The organism is Campylobacter sp. RKI_CA19_01121, from assembly GCF_025771295.1.
GTDB lineage: Bacteria > Campylobacterota > Campylobacteria > Campylobacterales > Campylobacteraceae > Campylobacter_D.
The window spans coordinates 143,707-162,539 of the sequence record NZ_JAKMQA010000002.1 but is presented as its reverse complement, the minus strand read 5'-3'; the positions used below and the strand labels follow the sequence as shown (position 1 = coordinate 162,539).

Here is an 18,833-nt window from a genome sequence, read left to right as displayed (position 1 = left end):
TATCATTAATACTATACCAAACTCACCCATAGTATGTGCAAAACTTATCACCAAAGCACTTAATATAGCTGGTTTAATACTAGGTAAGATTACTTTAAAAAGTGTGATGAAAGAATTTTTTCCCAAAGAAAAACTAGCTTCTATAATATTTTTAGAAATCATAGACATTGCATTATATAAAGGATTAAACATAAAAGGTAAAGAATAAATACAACTTGCTATCACTAAACCTTCAAAGGTAAAAGCTAAAGTGATATTAAAGTGTTTTTCTAAAAAATTACCCAAAAAAGAGTATTTTGAAAATAAAATCAACAAGTAAAAACCAACAACAGATGGTGGTAAAACCAAAGGTAAGGTTATTATGGTTTCTAGAATTTTTTTTGCTCTAAATTGCTTAAAAGTAAAAACCCAAGCAAGTGGTATGCAAAAACAAAACAAAATTATACAAGTAATAATAGAAAGCTTTATGGAAACTAAAAAAGGTGTCCAATCTATACTTAATAATAATTGTGTCATTATTGAAACTTTCTCAAGTCAAAAAAAAGACTTGAGATTACTTTCCTAAATTTGGCTCCATTTCTATAATTTTCCAAGGAAGTCCTTGAGTATTTAACTCATCCATAAAAGGTTTAGCATCAAATTCTTCCATGTTAAACACACCTTTTCCTTGCCAAATTCCTTTAGCAATTAACTTTGTTCCTATCATTGCAGGAACTCCGGTAGTATAACTCACAGCTTGCGCTCCAGTTTCTTTAAAGCACTCTTCGTGATTGCAAACATTGTAAATATAAACTTGTCTATCTTTTCCATCTTTTACACCACGAATCACACAACCTATATTAGTATAACCTTTAGTGCGAGGGCCTAAACTAGCAGGATCAGGAAGTAGTGTTTTTAAAAATTCTATTGGTATTATTTCTTTGCCTTGATGCATAACAGGCTTAATACCTAGCATACCAACATTTTCAAGACATTTCATATGAGTTAAATAGCTTTGCCCAAAAGTCATAAAAAATCTTATTCTTTTTAAACCTTTGATATTTTTTACTAAGCTTTCAAGCTCCTCATGATAAAGTAAATAGCTATCCTTTACCCCTACTTCAGGATAATCCCATTCCATTTTTATTTCCATAGGTGCAGTTTCTATCCATTTTCCATTTTCCCAGTAACGACCTTTAGCAGAAACTTCTCTTAAGTTAATTTCAGGGTTAAAATTAGTTGCAAAGGCATAGCCATGATCTCCAGCATTGCAATCTAATATATCTATATAATGAATTTCATCAAACAAATTTTGCTGTGCATAAGCGCAAAATACATTAGTAACACCAGGATCAAATCCACTGCCTAAAAGTCCTAAAATTCCTGCTTGTTTAAATTTATCATTTCTTGCCCATTGTTCTTTATATTCAAATTTAGCCAAATCAGGATGTTCATAGTTTGCAGTATCTACATAGTGGATATTAGTTTGAATGCACGCATCCATTAAAGTAAGATCTTGATAAGGTAAAGCCACATTTAATAAAATTTCAGCTCCTGTTTTTTTGATAAGTTCTACAACAGCAGCGGTGTCATCTGCGTCTATTTGCTCAGTTTGAATTTCTACACCTAAACGCTCTTTTATAAAAGCTGCTATTTCATCACATTTACTTTTAGTTCTACTTGCTAGGGTTATTTTACTAAAGACATCACTATTCATTGCACATTTTACAGTCGCAACACGGCTTACACCACCTGCACCTATAATCAAAAGATTTTTCATCATTTTTCCTTAAATTTTTTAGAAAATTGTAACAAAAAAACTTTATAAAGCATTGAAATAAAAAAACAAAAAATAATTTTTATAATGTTTTTTTAAAATAAAACAAGTAAAATGATAGTTTTTTAAATTTTTTAAGGACACTTATGAATTTACAAAGTGTGGAACTTTCTTATCCTATTGTTATTACTTTTATTACCTATGCATTTTTAATGCTTTTTATAGGTTTTTATTTTTACAAAAAAAATCAAAACAGTAAAGATTATTTTGTTGGTAATGCCTCCATGGGGCCGGTTATATCTGCCTTAAGTGCAGGTGCTTCTGATATGAGCAGTTGGCTTTTAATGGCTTTTCCTGGTGCTTTATATGCAGCTGGTTTAGGACAAATTTATATAGCTATAGGCTTAAGTTTTGGTATGTTTTTAAACTGGACTTTTGTTGCTAAAAGATTAAAGATTTTTTCTCAAATAGCCAAAGAATGTATTACAATTCCTGATTTTTTTGAAAGTCGCTTTCATGATGATAGACATATTTTAAGAAGCATTTGTGCGGTAGTTATTTTGGTATTTTTTACTATTTACATTAGCGCTGGATTAGTAAGCGGTGCTAAACTTTTTGAAAGTGTATTTAATTTGCCTTATATTTTTGCCTTGAGTATTGGATTTTTAGTTATTGTTTTATATACTTTTTTAGGTGGTTATAAAGCTGTATGCTGGACTGATATGATACAAGGACTTTTAATGATGAGTTCATTAATCATCATTCCTTTTGTGATGATTTTTGAACTTGGTGGCTTTGGCGAAGCTTTTTCTATTATAAATGATGTAAAACCCCAAGCCTTTGGCCTAGACGGTGGTGGTTGGCTAGTTGTAGTATCAACCCTAGCATGGGGGCTTGGTTATTTTGGTCAACCTCACATTTTAATTCGTTTTATCTCTATAAAAAATGTAAAAGAAATTCCTACTGCAACTTTTATAGGCATAACTTGGATGGTAATTTCTTTATTTGGTGCTGCTATGATAGGATTTTTAGGTATTGCTTATATAGCTAAATTTAATCTCACTTTAAATGACCCTGAAAGAATATTTATCGTAATGTCTCAAGTGTTTTTTAATCCTTGGGTGGCAGGAATTTTACTCAGTGCTATATTGGCAGCTATTATGAGTACTGCAAGTTCTCAACTACTAGTATGTGCTTCTAGCTTGGTGCAAGATTTTTATACACAAATCTTAAAAAGAAAAACAAATGATAAAAATATTACTTTATTATCACGTCTAGGTGTTTTAGCTGTTGCTTGCATAGCTTTTATACTTTCACTTGATACTCAAAGTCAAATTTTAGGTATAGTTTCTTACGCTTGGGCTGGTTTTGGTGCAAGCTTTGGAAGTGTTATTTTATTTTCTTTATTTTATAAAAATATGAGCAAAGAAGGTGCGATAGCTGGAATGGTTAGTGGAGCTTTAACTGTTATATTTTATAAACATTTTGGTTCAAATTTTATAGCAATTTATGAAATCATTCCTGGATTTTTAGTTGCAAGTTGTTTTATTGTGATTTTTAGTATAATTTTTAAAGCAAAAAAACATACAATAAGACACTATGAAAAAATGTTAAAAGAAATTTAAATGTTTAAATCTTTTTTTTATTCAAAAAAATGGGCATTGTGGGCTTATTTGGGTTTGTTTTTTTTACTAGCTTCTTTACTTGCTCAAACTTCCATTAATGTTGCAATAAATGAATGGTATAAAGAATTTTATGATGTTTTACAAGATGCAAAAAATCATAGTATAGATGACTTTTATCATTTTATTAAGCAATTTTTATATCTAGCATTGCCTTATGTATTAATCGCTACTATCACACAATATTTTGGAAGTATTTATGCCTTTAAATGGCGTGAGGCTATGACTTTTGATTATATTAAATTTTGGCAAAAAAAAGATGACAACATAGAAGGTAGCTCACAAAGAATTCAAGAAGATATTTATAATTTTTCAAAAATCATAGAAAGCTTAGGATTAGCTTTTGTTAAGGCAATTATGACTTTAATTGCTTTTGTTCCGATTTTGTGGATGTTAAGTGCGCATGTTAATTTACCTATCTTAAAAGACATTAATGGCTCTTTAGTATGGATTGCATTTTTGGTTTCTTTAGGAGGTCTTGTTATATCATGGTTTGTTGGCATTAAATTACCTGGTCTTGAATATAATAATCAAAAAGCCGAAGCTGCTTTTAGAAAAGAACTTGTTTTTGCTGAAGATGATAGAAAAAATTATGCGAGCGATGAAAGTATTTTAAGTTTATTTACTGGACTTAAAATCAATTATAAAAGATTATTTTTGCATTATGGGTATTTTAATATATGGCTTTATTTATTTGAGCAAATCATGGTTATAGTGCCTTTTTTAATCATGGCTCCAAGCTTGTTTTTAGGACTTATACAACTTGGAATTATCATACAAGTTGGCAATGCTTTTGATCAAGTTAGATCATCATTTAGTATTTTTATCACCAATTGGACAACTATCACACAATTGCGTAGCATTTATAAACGTTTAGATGAATTTGAAAAAAATATTGAATATAGAAAACATAAATTAATTTAAAATATGTCGTTTATTTTAAGCTAATTTTATAGTTTTGATTTGATATAATTTTGCAAAAATTTTATTAAAGGAGTTTTTTTGGACCCCAGTCAATCTTTAGACTTAAATCAAACATTACCCGCTGTTGCCTCAATTGATGTAGGCTATTCTACTTTTATGATTCTTGTTGCATTAGCTTTAGTGCTTTTAAATGGATTTTTTGTTTTATCTGAATTTGCTATTGTTAAAGTACGTAGATCAAAACTCGAAGAAATGGTAAAAGAAAAAAAACGTAATGCAAAAAAAGCTTTAGAAGTAACCTCAAAACTAGATACTTATTTAAGCGCTTGCCAACTTGGTATTACACTAAGTTCTCTTGCTCTTGGTTGGATAGGCGAACCTGCTATTGCTAAAATTCTTGAAGTTCCTTTGGCAAATTTAGGCTTAGCTCCAGCATTAATTCATACTATAGCATTTGTTATCGCTTTTGCTATTATCACATTATTGCATGTTGTATTAGGTGAATTAGTTCCAAAGAGCGTTGCTATCGCTATTGCAGATAAAGCTGTTTTATGGGTTGCAAGACCATTACATTTATTTTGGTTACTTTTCCTACCTTTCATCAAAACATTTGACTTTTTAGCTGCAATTTCTTTAAAAGTTATAGGTATTAAACCTGCTAAAGAACATGAATTAAGCCACTCTGAAGAAGAAATTAAATTTATTGCAAGTGAAAGCCAAAAAGGTGGAGTTTTGGATGAGTTTGAAACTGAAATCATACGTAATGCTGTTGATTTTTCAGATACAGTAGCAAAAGAAATCATGACACCTAGAAAAGATATGATATGTCTTAACAAACAAAAAAGCTATGAGGAAAATATGCAAATAGTTTGTCAATACAAACACACACGCTTTCCATATATAGATGGTTCTAAAGATATCATTTTAGGTATGGTACACATTAGAGATATCATGCAAAACGAACTTAGCAAAGATAAGAAAAATTTAGATGATTTTTTAATCAAAATGATCTTGGTACCAGAAAATATCAGCATATCTAAAGTCCTTTTCATGATGAACAAAGAACAAGTACACACAGCATTAGTAGTGGATGAATATGGTGGCACAGCTGGACTTTTAACCATGGAAGATATTATGGAAGAAATCGTTGGAGATATTAACGATGAGCATGATGATTCTAGTCCACATTTTAAAAAACTTGCAGAAAACATTTATGAATTTCAAGGAAGATATGAAATTAGCGAAGTAGAAGAAATGCTTGATATACGCTTTAATGAAGAGCTAGAACAAGTCACTATAGGTGGATATGTTTTCAATCTCTTAGGACGCTTACCGGTAGTTGGAGATAGAATAGAAGATGAATTCTGCTACTATGAAGTCAAAAAGATGGATGGAAATAGTATAGAACGCATTAAAGTTGTACGCAAAAATACTGATGAAGAAGAGTGATAAACTCTTCTTTTACTTTCATACAATCCTCAATCTTATCCATTCTAACCTACAAGGAAAATATATGCAATTACATGATGAAATTAATCAATTTATGCAAGAATTCAAAAGCATTATGATATCTTCTTTAAATTTAAACAATCAAACAATATGCTCATACGCACCTATTATAAAAATTAAAAATGACTTTTATATTTATATTAGTGAAATCGCTGAACACTTTGAAGGAGCAAAATACAATAATAAAAACATAGAAATTATGTTTATAGAAGATGAAAAAGATTGCGTGTCAATCTTTGCAAGAAAAAGACTTAAATTTAGAGTAGAGAGTGCAGAAATAACAAGAGATAATCAACTCTTTGAGCAAGTATTAAATACTTATGAAAATGAAAGCAATAAAGAAATAATCCAAGTCATTAAAAATATGAAAGATTTTCATTTATTTCAGCTGATACTAAAAAATGGAAGATATGTTAAAGGTTTTGGAAAAGCATATGAAATTAATGAAGGAATAATTAATTTAATTAATTCAAAAGGACATAAATAATTCAAGATGAGCTTTTTGCTCATCTTGGTAGATTAACCATTTCTTTTTTTGATAATTTCTTCAGAAACGTTTTTTGGAACTTCATCATAGTGATCAAATTCCATAGAATAAGTAGCACGGCCTTGAGTTTGACTTCTAAGATCAGTTGAGTAACCAAACATCTCAGCCAAAGGACAAAATGCTGTAATAATTTTATTACCACCTCTTTCATCCATTGAATTTACTTGACCACGACGTTTATTTAAATCACCAATAACATCACCCATGTATTCTTCTGGAGTTTCAACTTCAACTTTCATCATAGGTTCTAAGATTACCGCACCTGCTTTTCTAGCACCTTCTTTAAAGCCCATAGAAGCTGCAAGTTTAAATGCCATTTCAGAAGAATCCACTTCGTGATAGCTTCCATCATAAACAGTTACTTTAACATCTTCAACAGGATATCCCGCTAAAACACCATTTTGTAATGCTTCTTGTATACCTTTATCAACAGCTGGAATATATTCTTTTGGAATTACCCCACCTTTGATATCATTTACAAACTCATATCCACTACCTGGCTCAAGCGGCTCAAGTCTTAAGAATACATGGCCATACTGACCACGGCCACCTGATTGTTTAGCGTATTTGTATTCTTGCTCAACTGTTTTTCTAATAGTTTCACGGTAAGCAACTTGAGGTTGACCAACTTCTGCTTCAACTTTAAACTCACGAAGCATTCTATCAACAATAATTTCTAAGTGAAGCTCACCCATACCTGAAATGATGGTTTGACCACTTTCTTCATCTGTAGAAACTCTAAAGCTTGGATCTTCTTGAGCTAATTTATTTAAAGCAATAGACATTTTTTCTTGATCTGCTTTTGTTTTAGGCTCAACAGCAACTGAAATAACAGGATCTGGGAAATCCATTCTCTCTAAAATAACTTTATCTTTTTCACTTGCTAAGGTATCACCAGTTAGTGTATCTTTAAGACCAACAACTGCTCCAATTTCCCCTGCATATAAAGTTTTAATCTCTTCTCTTTTATTAGAGTGCATTTTCAAAAGACGACCAATTCTTTCTTTTTTATCTTTTGTTGAATTATATGCATAAGAACCACTTTCTAAACTTCCTCTATATACACGAACGAAAGTTAATTGTCCAACAAATGGGTCAGTCATAATTTTAAATGCAAGACCTGCAAATTCACCATCATCAGTTGATTTTACAGAAACTTCTGTACCATCTTCATACTCACCTTTGATATTAGCAACTTCATCAGGAGCTGGTAAATAAGCAACAACAGCATCAAGCAATGGTTGAACACCTTTGTTTTTAAAAGCCGTACCACAAAGCATAGGAACCATAGAAAGACTTAAACATCCTGCTTTAATACCTGCTTTGATTTCTTCTTGAGTAAGTTCTTCACCACCTAAATATTTTTCCATTAATTCATCGCTTGTTTCAGAAACAGCTTCTATCATTTTTACACGATATTCTTCAGCCTTTTCTTTAAGCTCAGCTGGAATTTCTTTTTCTACATAATCAGTTGGTTTGCTTTCATCTTCCCATACTAAAGCTTTCATAGTGATAAGATCAATCACACCTTTGAAATTATCTTCAGCACCAATTGGAATTTGAAGTGGAACTGGGTTACCTTTTAAGCGATTTTTAATTTGCTCTTCTACATTAAAGAAATTTGCACCAATTCTGTCCATTTTATTCACAAAAACAATTCTTGGAACACCATATTTATTAGCTTGTCTCCAAACAGTTTCTGATTGTGGTTGAACTCCACCTACTGAACAAAATACTGCAACAGCACCATCTAAAACACGCATTGATCTTTCAACTTCGATTGTAAAGTCAACGTGGCCTGGAGTGTCTATAAGGTTGATTTGGTGATTTTTCCAAAAACAAGTTGTAGCAGCAGAAGTAATTGTAATACCTCTTTCTTTTTCTTGTTCCATCCAGTCCATTGTAGCTGCACCATCATGTACCTCGCCAATTTTATGACTCATACCTGTAAAGAAAAGAATTCTTTCACTAGTAGTTGTTTTACCAGCATCAATGTGAGCTGCAATACCTATATTTCTAACTCTTTTTAAAGGAGTACTTCTTGACATGTTTTACTCCTCTTACCAACGATAATGAGCAAATGCTTTATTAGCTTCTGCCATTTTATAAGTATCTTCTTTCTTCTTAAATGAAGCGCCTTTACTGTTAGCTGCGTCTAATAATTCAGCTGCTAATTTTTCAATCATAGTTCTTTCACTTCTTTTTCTAGCAAAAGAAATAATCCATCTTATAGCTAAAGCTTGTTGTCTAGCTGGGCGTACTTCTACTGGAACTTGATAAGTAGCACCACCAACACGACGAGATTTAACTTCTAACAAAGGCTTAATATTTTCAATAGCATCATTAAAAATTTCTATACCTTTTTTTTCTCCACCTTTTTTATCGATAGCTTCTAAAGCACCATACATAATAGTAGTAGCTGTGCTTTTTTTACCATCATACATTAAAGAATTAATGAATTTTGTGATTACTTTATTTCCATAAATCGGATCTGGCAAGACTTCTCTTACCGGAGCTTTTCTTCTTCTCATAATTTTCCTTCAAATTTATAATTTTACTCAAACAAAATCAAATCTAACGGATTTGTCTGCAATCTTATTACTTAGCTGCTGCTTTAGGGCGTTTTGCACCATATTTAGAACGAGAAACAGTTCTTTTTGCAACACCTGCAGTATCTAAGGCACCACGAACAATGTGATACTTAACACCTGGTAAGTCTTTTACCCTACCACCACGCACTAAAACGATGCTGTGTTCTTGTAGGTTGTGACCTTCACCACCGATATAACTAATAACTTCAAAGCCACTTGTAAGTCTTACTTTGGCAACTTTTCTTAACGCTGAGTTTGGTTTTTTAGGAGTTGTTGTATAAACCCTAGTACAAACTCCCCTTCTTTGTGGGCAATTTTTAAGCGCTGGTGATTTAGATTTTTCTAAAACTTTTTTGCGCTCTTTTCTAACCAATTGATTTATGGTTGGCACAGTAATTCCTTTCATTAATAAAATAATAAACTTTGGATAGTATCTAAATTTTACTTATAAAATTATAAACTATTAAGGTTTTCTTGGAGTTTTTCTAAAAACAAATAAATGTGATAAGCATCATTGCTGGCATGATTAATATTAATACTAAAAGGAATGAGAATTTTTTTATTTTCTTTTATAATCTTTCCACTTGTTATAATAGGAAAGAAATACTGCTCTTTTTTTGGCAAGTGTAAAGAAAAATTCTCAAAAGCCACCCAAGGAATAGCAGAAATATTAAAAAGATTATCTATAGGCTCTTTTAAAAACATACTTTTATCGTTTCTTATTAATCGTTTATCCTCTTCATATAAAGATAAAAAATCATTTAAATTTTCTTTATAGAAAGTCCAAAGAACAGAAAAAGTTTTAGAGTCCTTATGAAAAATAGTATAAGAAGGATGGATAATATCATAACATATTAGTTGTTTGTTTTGATCTAAACTAAATTTAAAATTATCAAAAGCATTTATACTTTTACTAATAGTGTGGATAAAACAAGGGTAGAATTCATAATTATTGTTTTTAATAAAATAATAAAAAGAACTAATATCTAATTTAACAGTAATTTCAAACGAGCAAGGAATATTTTGAGTGTAAAATTCAAAATGATCCTTTCTTTTATATTTTTCCAAATCAATCACTTTGAACATAATACACTCCAAAAATCCTAGCAAAATCGCTAGGATTGAAAATTAATTTTGTTGTTTAAGTTTTAAATTTTGATCTCCATAAAGACCTGTACCAACAGGAATCATGCGACCTAAGATTACATTTTCTTTTAGATCTTCAAGATAGTCAAATTTACCTGCGATACTTGCTTCTGTTAAAACTTTTGTTGTTTCTTGGAATGAAGCAGCCGAAATCACACTATCACTTCCAATAGCTGCTCTTGTAACCCCAAGCAATACAGGCTCAGCTACAGCAGGTTCACCGCCATATCTTAAAATTCTTTCATTTTCTTCTCTGAATTTTCTTCTTGAAACCAAATCACCCACAATAAAGTTTGTATGACCACTATCAACAATTTTTACTTGTCTTAGCATTTGCGATACGATAATTTCAATATGCTTATCAGAAATCACAACACCTTGACCACGATAAACTTGCTGAATTTCAGAAATAAGATAATAATGCAATGCTTTTTCGCCTAAAATTCTAAGCACATCATGACTTGAAATAACCCCATCGGTTAATTTTTCACCCGCATGAATAAATTCACCATCTCTTACTTGAATGCGTTTTGATTTATCAATTAAATATTCTGCACTACTTCCATCTTCTGCTTGGATAATGATTCTTTCCTTTGATCTTAAAGGTTTATCAAATCTAACAACCCCGTCAATTTCAGCCACAACAGCAGTATTTTTTGGCTTTCTTGCTTCAAATAATTCAGATACCCTTGGAAGACCTCCAGTAATATCTTTTGATTTAGCTGCTGCCTTTGGTGTTTTAGCTAAGATATCAGCTTGCTTAACCTTATCGCCATCGTTTACATAAATAACAGTTTTTGGTTCGAGTTGATAACGCACCACTTTATCGTTTTCACCTATAATCAACAACGCTGGACGCACTCCACTTGGTAAATACTCATTAATAACAAGTGATCTTTTACCAGTTGCTTCATCAATTTGCTCATCAGCACTATAGCCTGATTCAATATCTTCAAAGTTAATTACACCTGCAACTTCTGCAATTACAGTATTATTATATGCATCCCATTCAGCAATGATAGTTTTATCTTCTTTGCTTGATTTTGCTATGATAGTTTTAGGATTATCCACAAAAGTACTATCATCAAATTCAATCACAGAATCTCTTGGTATATAGTGTCTTTTTGCTTCTCTATCATTTTCATCAGCAATAACTACAAAAACACCTTTTTCTTTAACTACATCACCTTTTTTAAGATTTCTAATTCTATCTAAACCATCCCCTTTAAGCATATAAAACTTCAAGGTACCTTTTGCACCAGCTACAATATCTTGAGTGATAGGATCACCATCTTTTACTAGCAATTCACTCGCATAAGGGATACGGTTTGGTATATTCCAACCCTCTTTGATTACTTCTACAATACTTTCATTTTCAGCTACTTCAGCACCATCGCTATATGGAATATATAATTTACCTTCAATATTACCACTTACACCCGCAAGCTCATTAGCTTTTGCTAAGTCATACTTTCTTAATATAAATTTAGCTTCATTGTTTTTTGCTTTAACACTAACCACCACATCCTCATATGCATGCTCAATATGGATAGTTCCTTTAAATGGAGCTTTGATTTTTGGCTCCACAAGTAAAATAGCAGCATTGCGGTGATTAGCCACTATAGTTTTACCTTGTCTATCTTCATAGGTATTAAGATTATAAAATCTTACAAAACCTTCTTTATGTGCTACCACTTGACGATCTTGTAAATCTGTACTAGCAGTACCACCACTGTGGAAAGTTCTTAGTGTAAGCTGTGTTCCTGGCTCACCGATTGATTGAGCAGATATAATACCTACAGCCTCACCTGGTTTAACTAATTTTCCTTCACCTAGATTAATACCATAGCATTTAGAACAAACTCCTTTTTTAGCTTTACAAGTAATAGGAGTTCTAATGCTTACACTCTTTACTCCACTTTCAACAATAATTCTAGCTTTTTCCTCATCTACTAAAGTACCTTCTGAGAATAAAATCTCATTAGTAATAGAGTCAATAATATTTTCAGCTAAAACTCTTCCTAAAATTCTTTCTTCTAAGGTTTCAATTACAACACCATCTGCGGTAATTTCATTAATCTCAACACCCTCATGTGCACCACAATCTTCCATTGTAACTTTTACATTTTGCGCCACATCGATAAGTTTTCTTGTCAAATAACCTGCATTTGCTGTTTTTAATGCTGTATCTGCAAGACCTTTTCTAGCACCGTGAGTTGAAATGAAATATTCAAGAACGTTTAGTCCTTCACGGAAGTTCGAAATGATCGGTGTTTCAATAATAGAACCATCAGGCTTAGCCATAAGACCCCTCATCGCAGCAAGCTGCGAAATTTGAGCTGCTGAACCCCTAGCACCAGAATCTGCCATCATATAAATAGAGTTAAATCCTTCTTTGTCTTTTTTAATCAACTCCATCATATCTTTTGATAAGACATTATTAGTGCTTTTCCAAATATCAATAATCTTGTTATATCTTTCACCTGAAGTAATCAAACCTAAATTATATGAATTTTGGATTTCTCTTACTTGTTTTTTAGCTTCTTCTATACTTTTTTGTTTTTGATCAGGCACAATAATATCAGCAATTGAAATAGAAATACCCGCTTTTGTTGCATATTCAAAACCAAGATCTTTTAATTTATCTAAAAAGCTAGCACTTACTTCAAGGCCACCTTCTTTATAAACATAATCAACCAAAGCTGCAATATCTTTTTTCTTCATGACTTTATTCCACATATTCTCTGGAACAAAATCAGGTAAGATAGACTTAATGATTAATCTTCCCGCAGTTGTTGTGATTTTTCTTCCATCAACTACGCTTCTAATACTTGCATGAATATCTAAAGATTTTGCTTCTAGAGCAATCATAACCTCTTCAATACCTGTACAAATTTTATGCTCACCCTTAGCACCATCTTTTTCTAAAGATAGATAATAAATCCCCAAAACCATATCTTGAGAAGGTACAGTCACAGAACGACCACTTGCTGGAAGCAAGATATTCATAGATGAAAGCATTAATACTTTACACTCAGCTATTGCTTCTTGAGATAAAGGTACATGTACAGCCATTTGGTCCCCGTCAAAGTCAGCATTAAATGCTGCACACACCAATGGATGAAGTTGAATTGCCTTACCCTCTACAAGCACAGGATGGAAAGCTTGGATGGAAAGCTTATGTAAGGTTGGTGCACGATTAAGCATTACAGGATGACCTTTAACAACCTCTTCTAAACACTCCCAAACTTCATTGGTTTTATTTTCAATCATTTTTTTAGCTTGTTTTACAGTAGTTGCATAACCTTTTTCTTCAAGCTTAGCTAACAAATGTGGTTTAAATAATTCTAAAGCCATTTTTTTAGGCAAGCCGCATTGATCCATTCTAAGTTTTGGCCCAACAACAATAACACTACGACCTGAAAAATCCACTCTTTTACCAAGTAGATTTTGTCTGAAACGACCTTGTTTTCCTTTGATGATTTCACTTAAAGATTTTAATGGACGTTTATTTGCACCTTTAACTGCATTTGCTCTTCTACCATTATCAAATAAAGCATCGACTGCTTCTTGAAGCATTCTTTTTTCATTTCTAATGATAATTTCAGGTGCATCAAGCTCCATAAGTCTTTTTAAACGTGTATTTCTATTAATAACTCTTCTATATAAATCATTCACATCAGAAACTGCAAATTTTCCACCATCTAAAGCCACCAAAGGTCTTAAATCAGGTGGTAATACAGGTAAATTTGTAATCATCATCCACTCAGGACGATTTGGAACTACTTCATCACTATTTGTATTAGTATTTAAATTACTATTTAAGAAATTTTCCACCACTTTTAAGCGTTTGATGATAGTTTTTTTCTTTGCTTCTGAATTAGTTGCTGCAATATCTTCTTTTAATTTATTTAAAAGCTCAACAAGATCTAAATTTGCTAGTAAATCTCTAACAACTTCACCACCCATTCTAGCTTTAAATCCACTACTTTCATAGCGTTGCATTAAATTTAAATACTGCTCTTCATTTAATACATCACAAAATTCAACTTTTTTAGTATTTTCATTATCATAGTATGCATCACCTGGATTTTCTACTATATATGCTTCATAATATAATACGCGCTCTAAGTCTTTCATCTTTACGCCAAGTAAAGTACCGATACGACTTGGCAAAGAATTTACATACCATATATGTGCTACTGGTGTAACTAGCTCGATATGCCCCATTCTTGAGCGGCGTACTTTAGAACTAGTAACTTCAACACCACATTTTTCACACTTAATGCCTTTAAAACGCATTTTTTTATACTTACCACAAAGACATTCATAATCTCTTACTGGTCCAAAAATTTTAGCGCAAAAAAGACCGTCTCTTTCAGGCTTTAAAGTTCTATAATTAATTGTTTCTGGTTTTTTTACTTCACCATAAGACCATGATTTGATTTTTTCAGGACTTGCAAGTCTTAATTGAAAAGCTTCAAAGTCTCTAGGTCTGCCATCTTCTTTTATTTCGATAGGTTTAAATTTACTCATTATTCTCATCCTTATCAAAAATCTCAACATCTAAAGCAAGAGATTTTAATTCATTTGTAAGTACAAAGAATGTCTCTGGAATACCTGTTGCTGGAACATTCTCACCTTTTGTTAAAGCTTTATAAGCACTAAATCTACCTTCAACATCATCAGATTTTATGGTTAACATTTCCCTTAAAGTATGAGCTGCTCCATAAGCTTCAAGAGCCCAAACCTCCATCTCACCAAATCTTTGTCCACCAAATAGAGCCTTACCACCAACTGGTTGTTGTGTTACAAGACTATAAGGTCCAGTACTTCTTGCGTGAACTTTTTCATCTACTAAATGGTGTAATTTAAGCATATACATACATCCAACATGCACACGCTCTGCCATTTTTTCGCCAGTTCTTCCATCATAAAGTTCGCTTTTTCCATCCATAGCTATTTTAGCCATTTCAAAAAGCTTGCCAAATTCTTCAACCGTTACGCCTTCAAATACAGGAGTAGCAAATTTCACTCCTTTAGCCCAATCTCTAGCATAAGAAATAAGCTGTTCATCATTTAAAGTTTGCACAAATTTCTTTTCTAATTCAAGTCTAGATACACTACAAATTTCAAGAATTTTTTCACGTAATTCTTTTACAAAATCTTTTTGTTTTCTATCAAAAATTTCTTGAATTTGATCACCTAGTCTCATACCAACAATCCCCAAATGACTTTCAAGAATTTGTCCTATATTCATACGACTTGGAACCCCTAGAGGATTTAAGGCTATATCAATAGGTCTTCCATCAGGTAAATATGGCATATCAACTTCTGGAACGATATTAGACACAATACCTTTATTTCCATGGCGCCCTGCCATTTTATCCCCAACTTTCAATTTTCTCTTAGTCGCGATATATACTTTAACAAGTTTTACTACCCCACTTGGTAAAATATCATCTTTTTCTAAAATTTCTAATTTTTCATCATGCTCTGTTTTAAGTTTTTTCTTCTCATTTTGGAAATGATTTTTTAAATCATCATATTCTTTTTGTACTTCTTTAGAATAAGCTTTAACTAAAGAATTTAACGCAAAACGATTGATTTTTTCTAATTCTGTAATTTCTACTTTAGAGCCTTTTTTATATTTAACACCATTTATTTCTTCATCTGAATTTAAAGCTGATTTAGAAAGTAAAGAACATACTCTTAAAGTTTCTTCTCTATCCATCATTAAAAGTCTATCATGATGTTCTTTTTCAAGATTTAATTTTTCATCATCATAAGCTTTTATAGCACGTGCATCTTTTTCATAACCTTTTTTAGTAAAGATTTTTACATCTACAACAACACCTTCTAATGAGGCGGTTGCATATAAAGATTTATTTACAACATGTCCAGCTTTTTCACCAAAAATAGCTCTTAATAATCTTTCTTCAGGTGTAGGTTTTACTTCACCCTTAGGTGAAACTTTACCTACCAAAATCATACCAGGCTTTATATGAGTTCCTATTTTTGCAATACCACTCTCATCAAGATGCGCTAAATCTTCTTCTTTTACATTTGGAATATCTTTTGTAATTTCTTCTACACCATCTTTAAGCTCTCTAGCCTCTACTTCTTTTTCATAAATATGAACACTAGTAAAAGTATCTTCACGTAAAATTTTCTCACTAATTACAATAGCATCTTCATAGTTATACCCATGCCATGGCATAAATGCGATTAAGGCATTCTTACCAATAGCAAGCTCTCCTTGATCCATACTTGGGCCATCTGCAATGATTTGACCTGCTTGAATAAATTCGCCTTTTTTCACAATCGGGTGTTGAATAAAAGTTGTATTTTGATTTGTTCTTAGATTTTTTTCCATTTTGTAATGATCTATAAATGGACCATTTTCATCTTCGCCCAAAATAAAAATATTTTTATTGTCAACTTTTTCTACAATCCCTGCTCTTTTAGCTTTAATAGCCTCCCAAGCATCACGAGCAATGATTTTTTCCATACCAGTACCTACTATAGGTGCTTGTGCGGTTAGTAAAGGCACTGCTTGACGTTGCATGTTTGAACCCATTAAAGCTCTGTTTGCATCATCATGCTCTAAGAATGGGATTAATGACGCTGCAACCCCTACTATCATGCCTGAACAAAGGTCAATTAAATGTACTTCTTCTCTTCTTGCTAGGATTGTTTCACCATCTTGTCTTGCTTCTACAAATTCCTCAACAATATTACCTTTTTCATCAATTTTAGTTGAAGCGGCTGCAATCACCAAGCCCTCTTCTTGAGTAGCAGTCAAGTAAACAATTTCATTACTTACTTTTCCATTTTCTACTTTCTTATAAGGTGCTTCAACAAAGCCTAGATCATTTACTTTAGCATAAGTTGAAAGTGTATTAATTAATCCGATGTTTTGACCTTCTGGAGTTTCAACAGGACAAATTCTTCCATAATGTGTTGCATGAACATCACGTACTTCAAAACCTGCTCTTTCTTTTACTAAACCACCTTCACCAAGTGCTGATAAACGACGTTTATGAGTTACTTCACTCAATGGGTTTGTTTGATCCATAAATTGAGATAATTGTCCGCCGGTAAAAAATTCCATAATTGTTACAGTAATTGTCTTAGGATTAATCAAATCATAAGGCATTACTTTATCAATATCTGTATTTAAAGCCGTAAATTTATCTCTGATTGATTTTTGCATTTTAGCAAGACCTACATGAAGTTCATTTGCTAAAAGTTCTCCAATTGATCTTATACGACGATTACCTAAATGGTCTCTATCATCAATATGACCTCTACCATTTTTTACTTTAATTAAATATTTTGCAGTTTTTACTATATCTTCATTGGTTAAAACCGTAACATATTCAGGCGTATCTAAGCCTAATTTATGATTCATTTTCATACGACCAACTTTTGTTAGATCATATCTTTCAGGATTAAAAAATAAATCATTCACAAAAGCTTTTGCAGCATCTTTTACTACCGGTTCGCCTGGTCTCATTACTTTATAAATTCTAATAGCTGCTAAATCATTCTCATCATCTATATTCTCAGTTTGTTTTAACAATTTTAATGTTTCATTATCTTGAATGAAAGAATTAATAATAGCAGCATCTACTCCATTAGCTAAGTCATTAGCAATATCAAACTGTTTTTCCTCTTTAATTTTTGCTAGTTTTCCCTCATCTAATAGCGTTAAAGAATCAAATAAAACCTCACCAGTTTCTTTATTAATAATAGGATTAGCTAAATACCTATTTGTTAAAATTTCAACTGGATATTCAACCCATTTAACCCCATCTTTTACAAGCTGTTCAGCCTTTTTCTTTGTCATTCTTTTACCAGCTTGATGAATTACATTGCCTTTTTCATCTTTTAAATCATACTCAACTCTATCTAAAAAGTCATTTGGATTAAATTCAGTTAAGAATTTATCTTTTTTAACATGAATAGTTTGTATAGGGTAAAATAATTTTATAATGTCTTGTTTTTTATAACCAAGTGCTCTAAATAAAATTGTAATAGGCACTTTTCTTCTTTTATTAATACGCACATAAAGCACATCTTTAGCATCATATTCAAAATAAAGCCAAGAACCACGATCTGGTATGATTTGGGCTGTATATACTAATTTATTTGCAACAGTAGAACTTTCTTCTTCTTTAAATATAACACCCGGACTTCTATGAAGTTGATTTACTACAACCCTTTCAACTCCGTTAATTATGAAAGAAATTCTATCTGTCATTAAAGGGATTTCTCTAATATAAATTTCTTGTTCTTTAATATCTTTTATACCAATTTTTTCACCCGTTTTTTCATCTTTTTCGTGTAAAGTTAAACGGATTTTCATTTTTAAATTTACAGAATAAGTCAAACCTCTTTCCATACACTCTCTAATAGTGTACTTAGGTTTACCTACTTCACTACTTACATATTCTAAACTTAATCTATTTTGTGGATCATGAATTGGAAAAATAGATTTAAATACTTTTTCAATTCCACTTTCTGAATTTTTAGCATCTATGTTTAAAAAATAATCAAAACTTTTCTTTTGTAATTGTAATAAATTTGGAATGTCTATTTGTTGTGGAACATTCGAGAAGTCTATTCTTAAACGATTTCCTGATTGTGAATTTAACATATTATTATACCCCATG

The 18,833-nt window shown here is 31.6% G+C and carries 12 protein-coding genes; 4 read left to right on the top strand and 8 right to left on the bottom strand.

Translation table 11 applies throughout. From position 1 onward, the window contains the following. Together L8T90_RS01790 and L8T90_RS01785 are read right to left on the bottom strand one after the other, a co-directional pair. Positions 1 to 516, bottom strand: a 516-nt coding sequence (locus tag L8T90_RS01790) for a molybdate ABC transporter permease subunit (protein WP_263736534.1), incomplete at its 3' end; no start/stop codon positions are given. A gap of 37 nt (positions 517 to 553) precedes the next feature. After that, positions 554 to 1,759, bottom strand: coding sequence for a saccharopine dehydrogenase family protein (locus L8T90_RS01785; RefSeq protein ID WP_263736533.1), 1,206 nt, complete (start codon positions 1,757 to 1,759; stop codon positions 554 to 556). A 143-nt stretch (positions 1,760 to 1,902) separates the two neighbouring features. Between L8T90_RS01785 and putP the strand changes: the two genes are divergently transcribed. The 4 genes from putP to L8T90_RS01765 all read left to right on the top strand — a co-directional run bounded on the left by putP (position 1,903) and on the right by L8T90_RS01765 (position 6,358). Beyond that, the gene (gene putP / locus L8T90_RS01780) at positions 1,903 to 3,381 is read left to right on the top strand and encodes a sodium/proline symporter PutP (protein WP_263736532.1); all 1,479 of its coding nucleotides are present in this window, start codon (positions 1,903 to 1,905) and stop codon (positions 3,379 to 3,381) included. After that, positions 3,382 to 4,362 carry a putative transporter gene (locus L8T90_RS01775; RefSeq protein WP_039668130.1) on the top strand — a complete coding sequence of 327 codons (981 nt, stop codon included), beginning with the start codon at positions 3,382 to 3,384 and terminating at the stop codon, positions 4,360 to 4,362. Between the two features lie 78 nt (positions 4,363 to 4,440). Beyond that, complete coding sequence (locus L8T90_RS01770; RefSeq protein ID WP_263664233.1) at positions 4,441 to 5,811, top strand: hemolysin family protein; 1,371 nt, start codon at positions 4,441 to 4,443, stop codon at positions 5,809 to 5,811. Positions 5,812 to 5,875: 64 nt separating this feature from the next. After that, entirely contained in the window at positions 5,876 to 6,358 is a 483-nt protein-coding gene (locus L8T90_RS01765) for a pyridoxamine 5'-phosphate oxidase family protein (RefSeq protein WP_263736531.1), read from the top strand. Between the two features lie 32 nt (positions 6,359 to 6,390). On the opposite strand, the gene fusA is transcribed toward L8T90_RS01765, so the two are convergent. The 6 genes from fusA to rpoB form a co-directional block, all read right to left on the bottom strand. Beyond that, on the bottom strand, positions 6,391 to 8,466 hold the full coding sequence (fusA, locus tag L8T90_RS01760; protein WP_039668128.1) for an elongation factor G: 2,076 nt from the start codon (positions 8,464 to 8,466) through the stop codon (positions 6,391 to 6,393). 12 nt (positions 8,467 to 8,478) lie between these two features. Then, positions 8,479 to 8,949: a 30S ribosomal protein S7 gene (gene rpsG / locus L8T90_RS01755; RefSeq protein WP_012661188.1), complete on the bottom strand. Its 471-nt coding sequence runs from the start codon at positions 8,947 to 8,949 to the stop codon at positions 8,479 to 8,481. A 67-nt stretch (positions 8,950 to 9,016) separates the two neighbouring features. Further along, positions 9,017 to 9,400 carry a 30S ribosomal protein S12 gene (rpsL, locus tag L8T90_RS01750; RefSeq protein WP_012661187.1) on the bottom strand — a complete coding sequence of 128 codons (384 nt, stop codon included), beginning with the start codon at positions 9,398 to 9,400 and terminating at the stop codon, positions 9,017 to 9,019. 62 nt (positions 9,401 to 9,462) lie between these two features. Continuing rightward, positions 9,463 to 10,095: a CatA-like O-acetyltransferase gene (locus L8T90_RS01745; RefSeq protein ID WP_263736530.1), complete on the bottom strand. Its 633-nt coding sequence runs from the start codon at positions 10,093 to 10,095 to the stop codon at positions 9,463 to 9,465. Positions 10,096 to 10,137: 42 nt separating this feature from the next. Beyond that, positions 10,138 to 14,691, bottom strand: coding sequence for a DNA-directed RNA polymerase subunit beta' (gene rpoC / locus L8T90_RS01740; protein ID WP_263736529.1), 4,554 nt, complete (start codon positions 14,689 to 14,691; stop codon positions 10,138 to 10,140). Further along, positions 14,684 to 18,817: a DNA-directed RNA polymerase subunit beta gene (gene rpoB / locus L8T90_RS01735; protein WP_263683249.1), complete on the bottom strand. Its 4,134-nt coding sequence runs from the start codon at positions 18,815 to 18,817 to the stop codon at positions 14,684 to 14,686. The genes rpoC and rpoB overlap by 8 nt, the downstream gene beginning before the upstream one ends. Between the last annotated feature and the right edge of the window lie 16 nt (positions 18,818 to 18,833).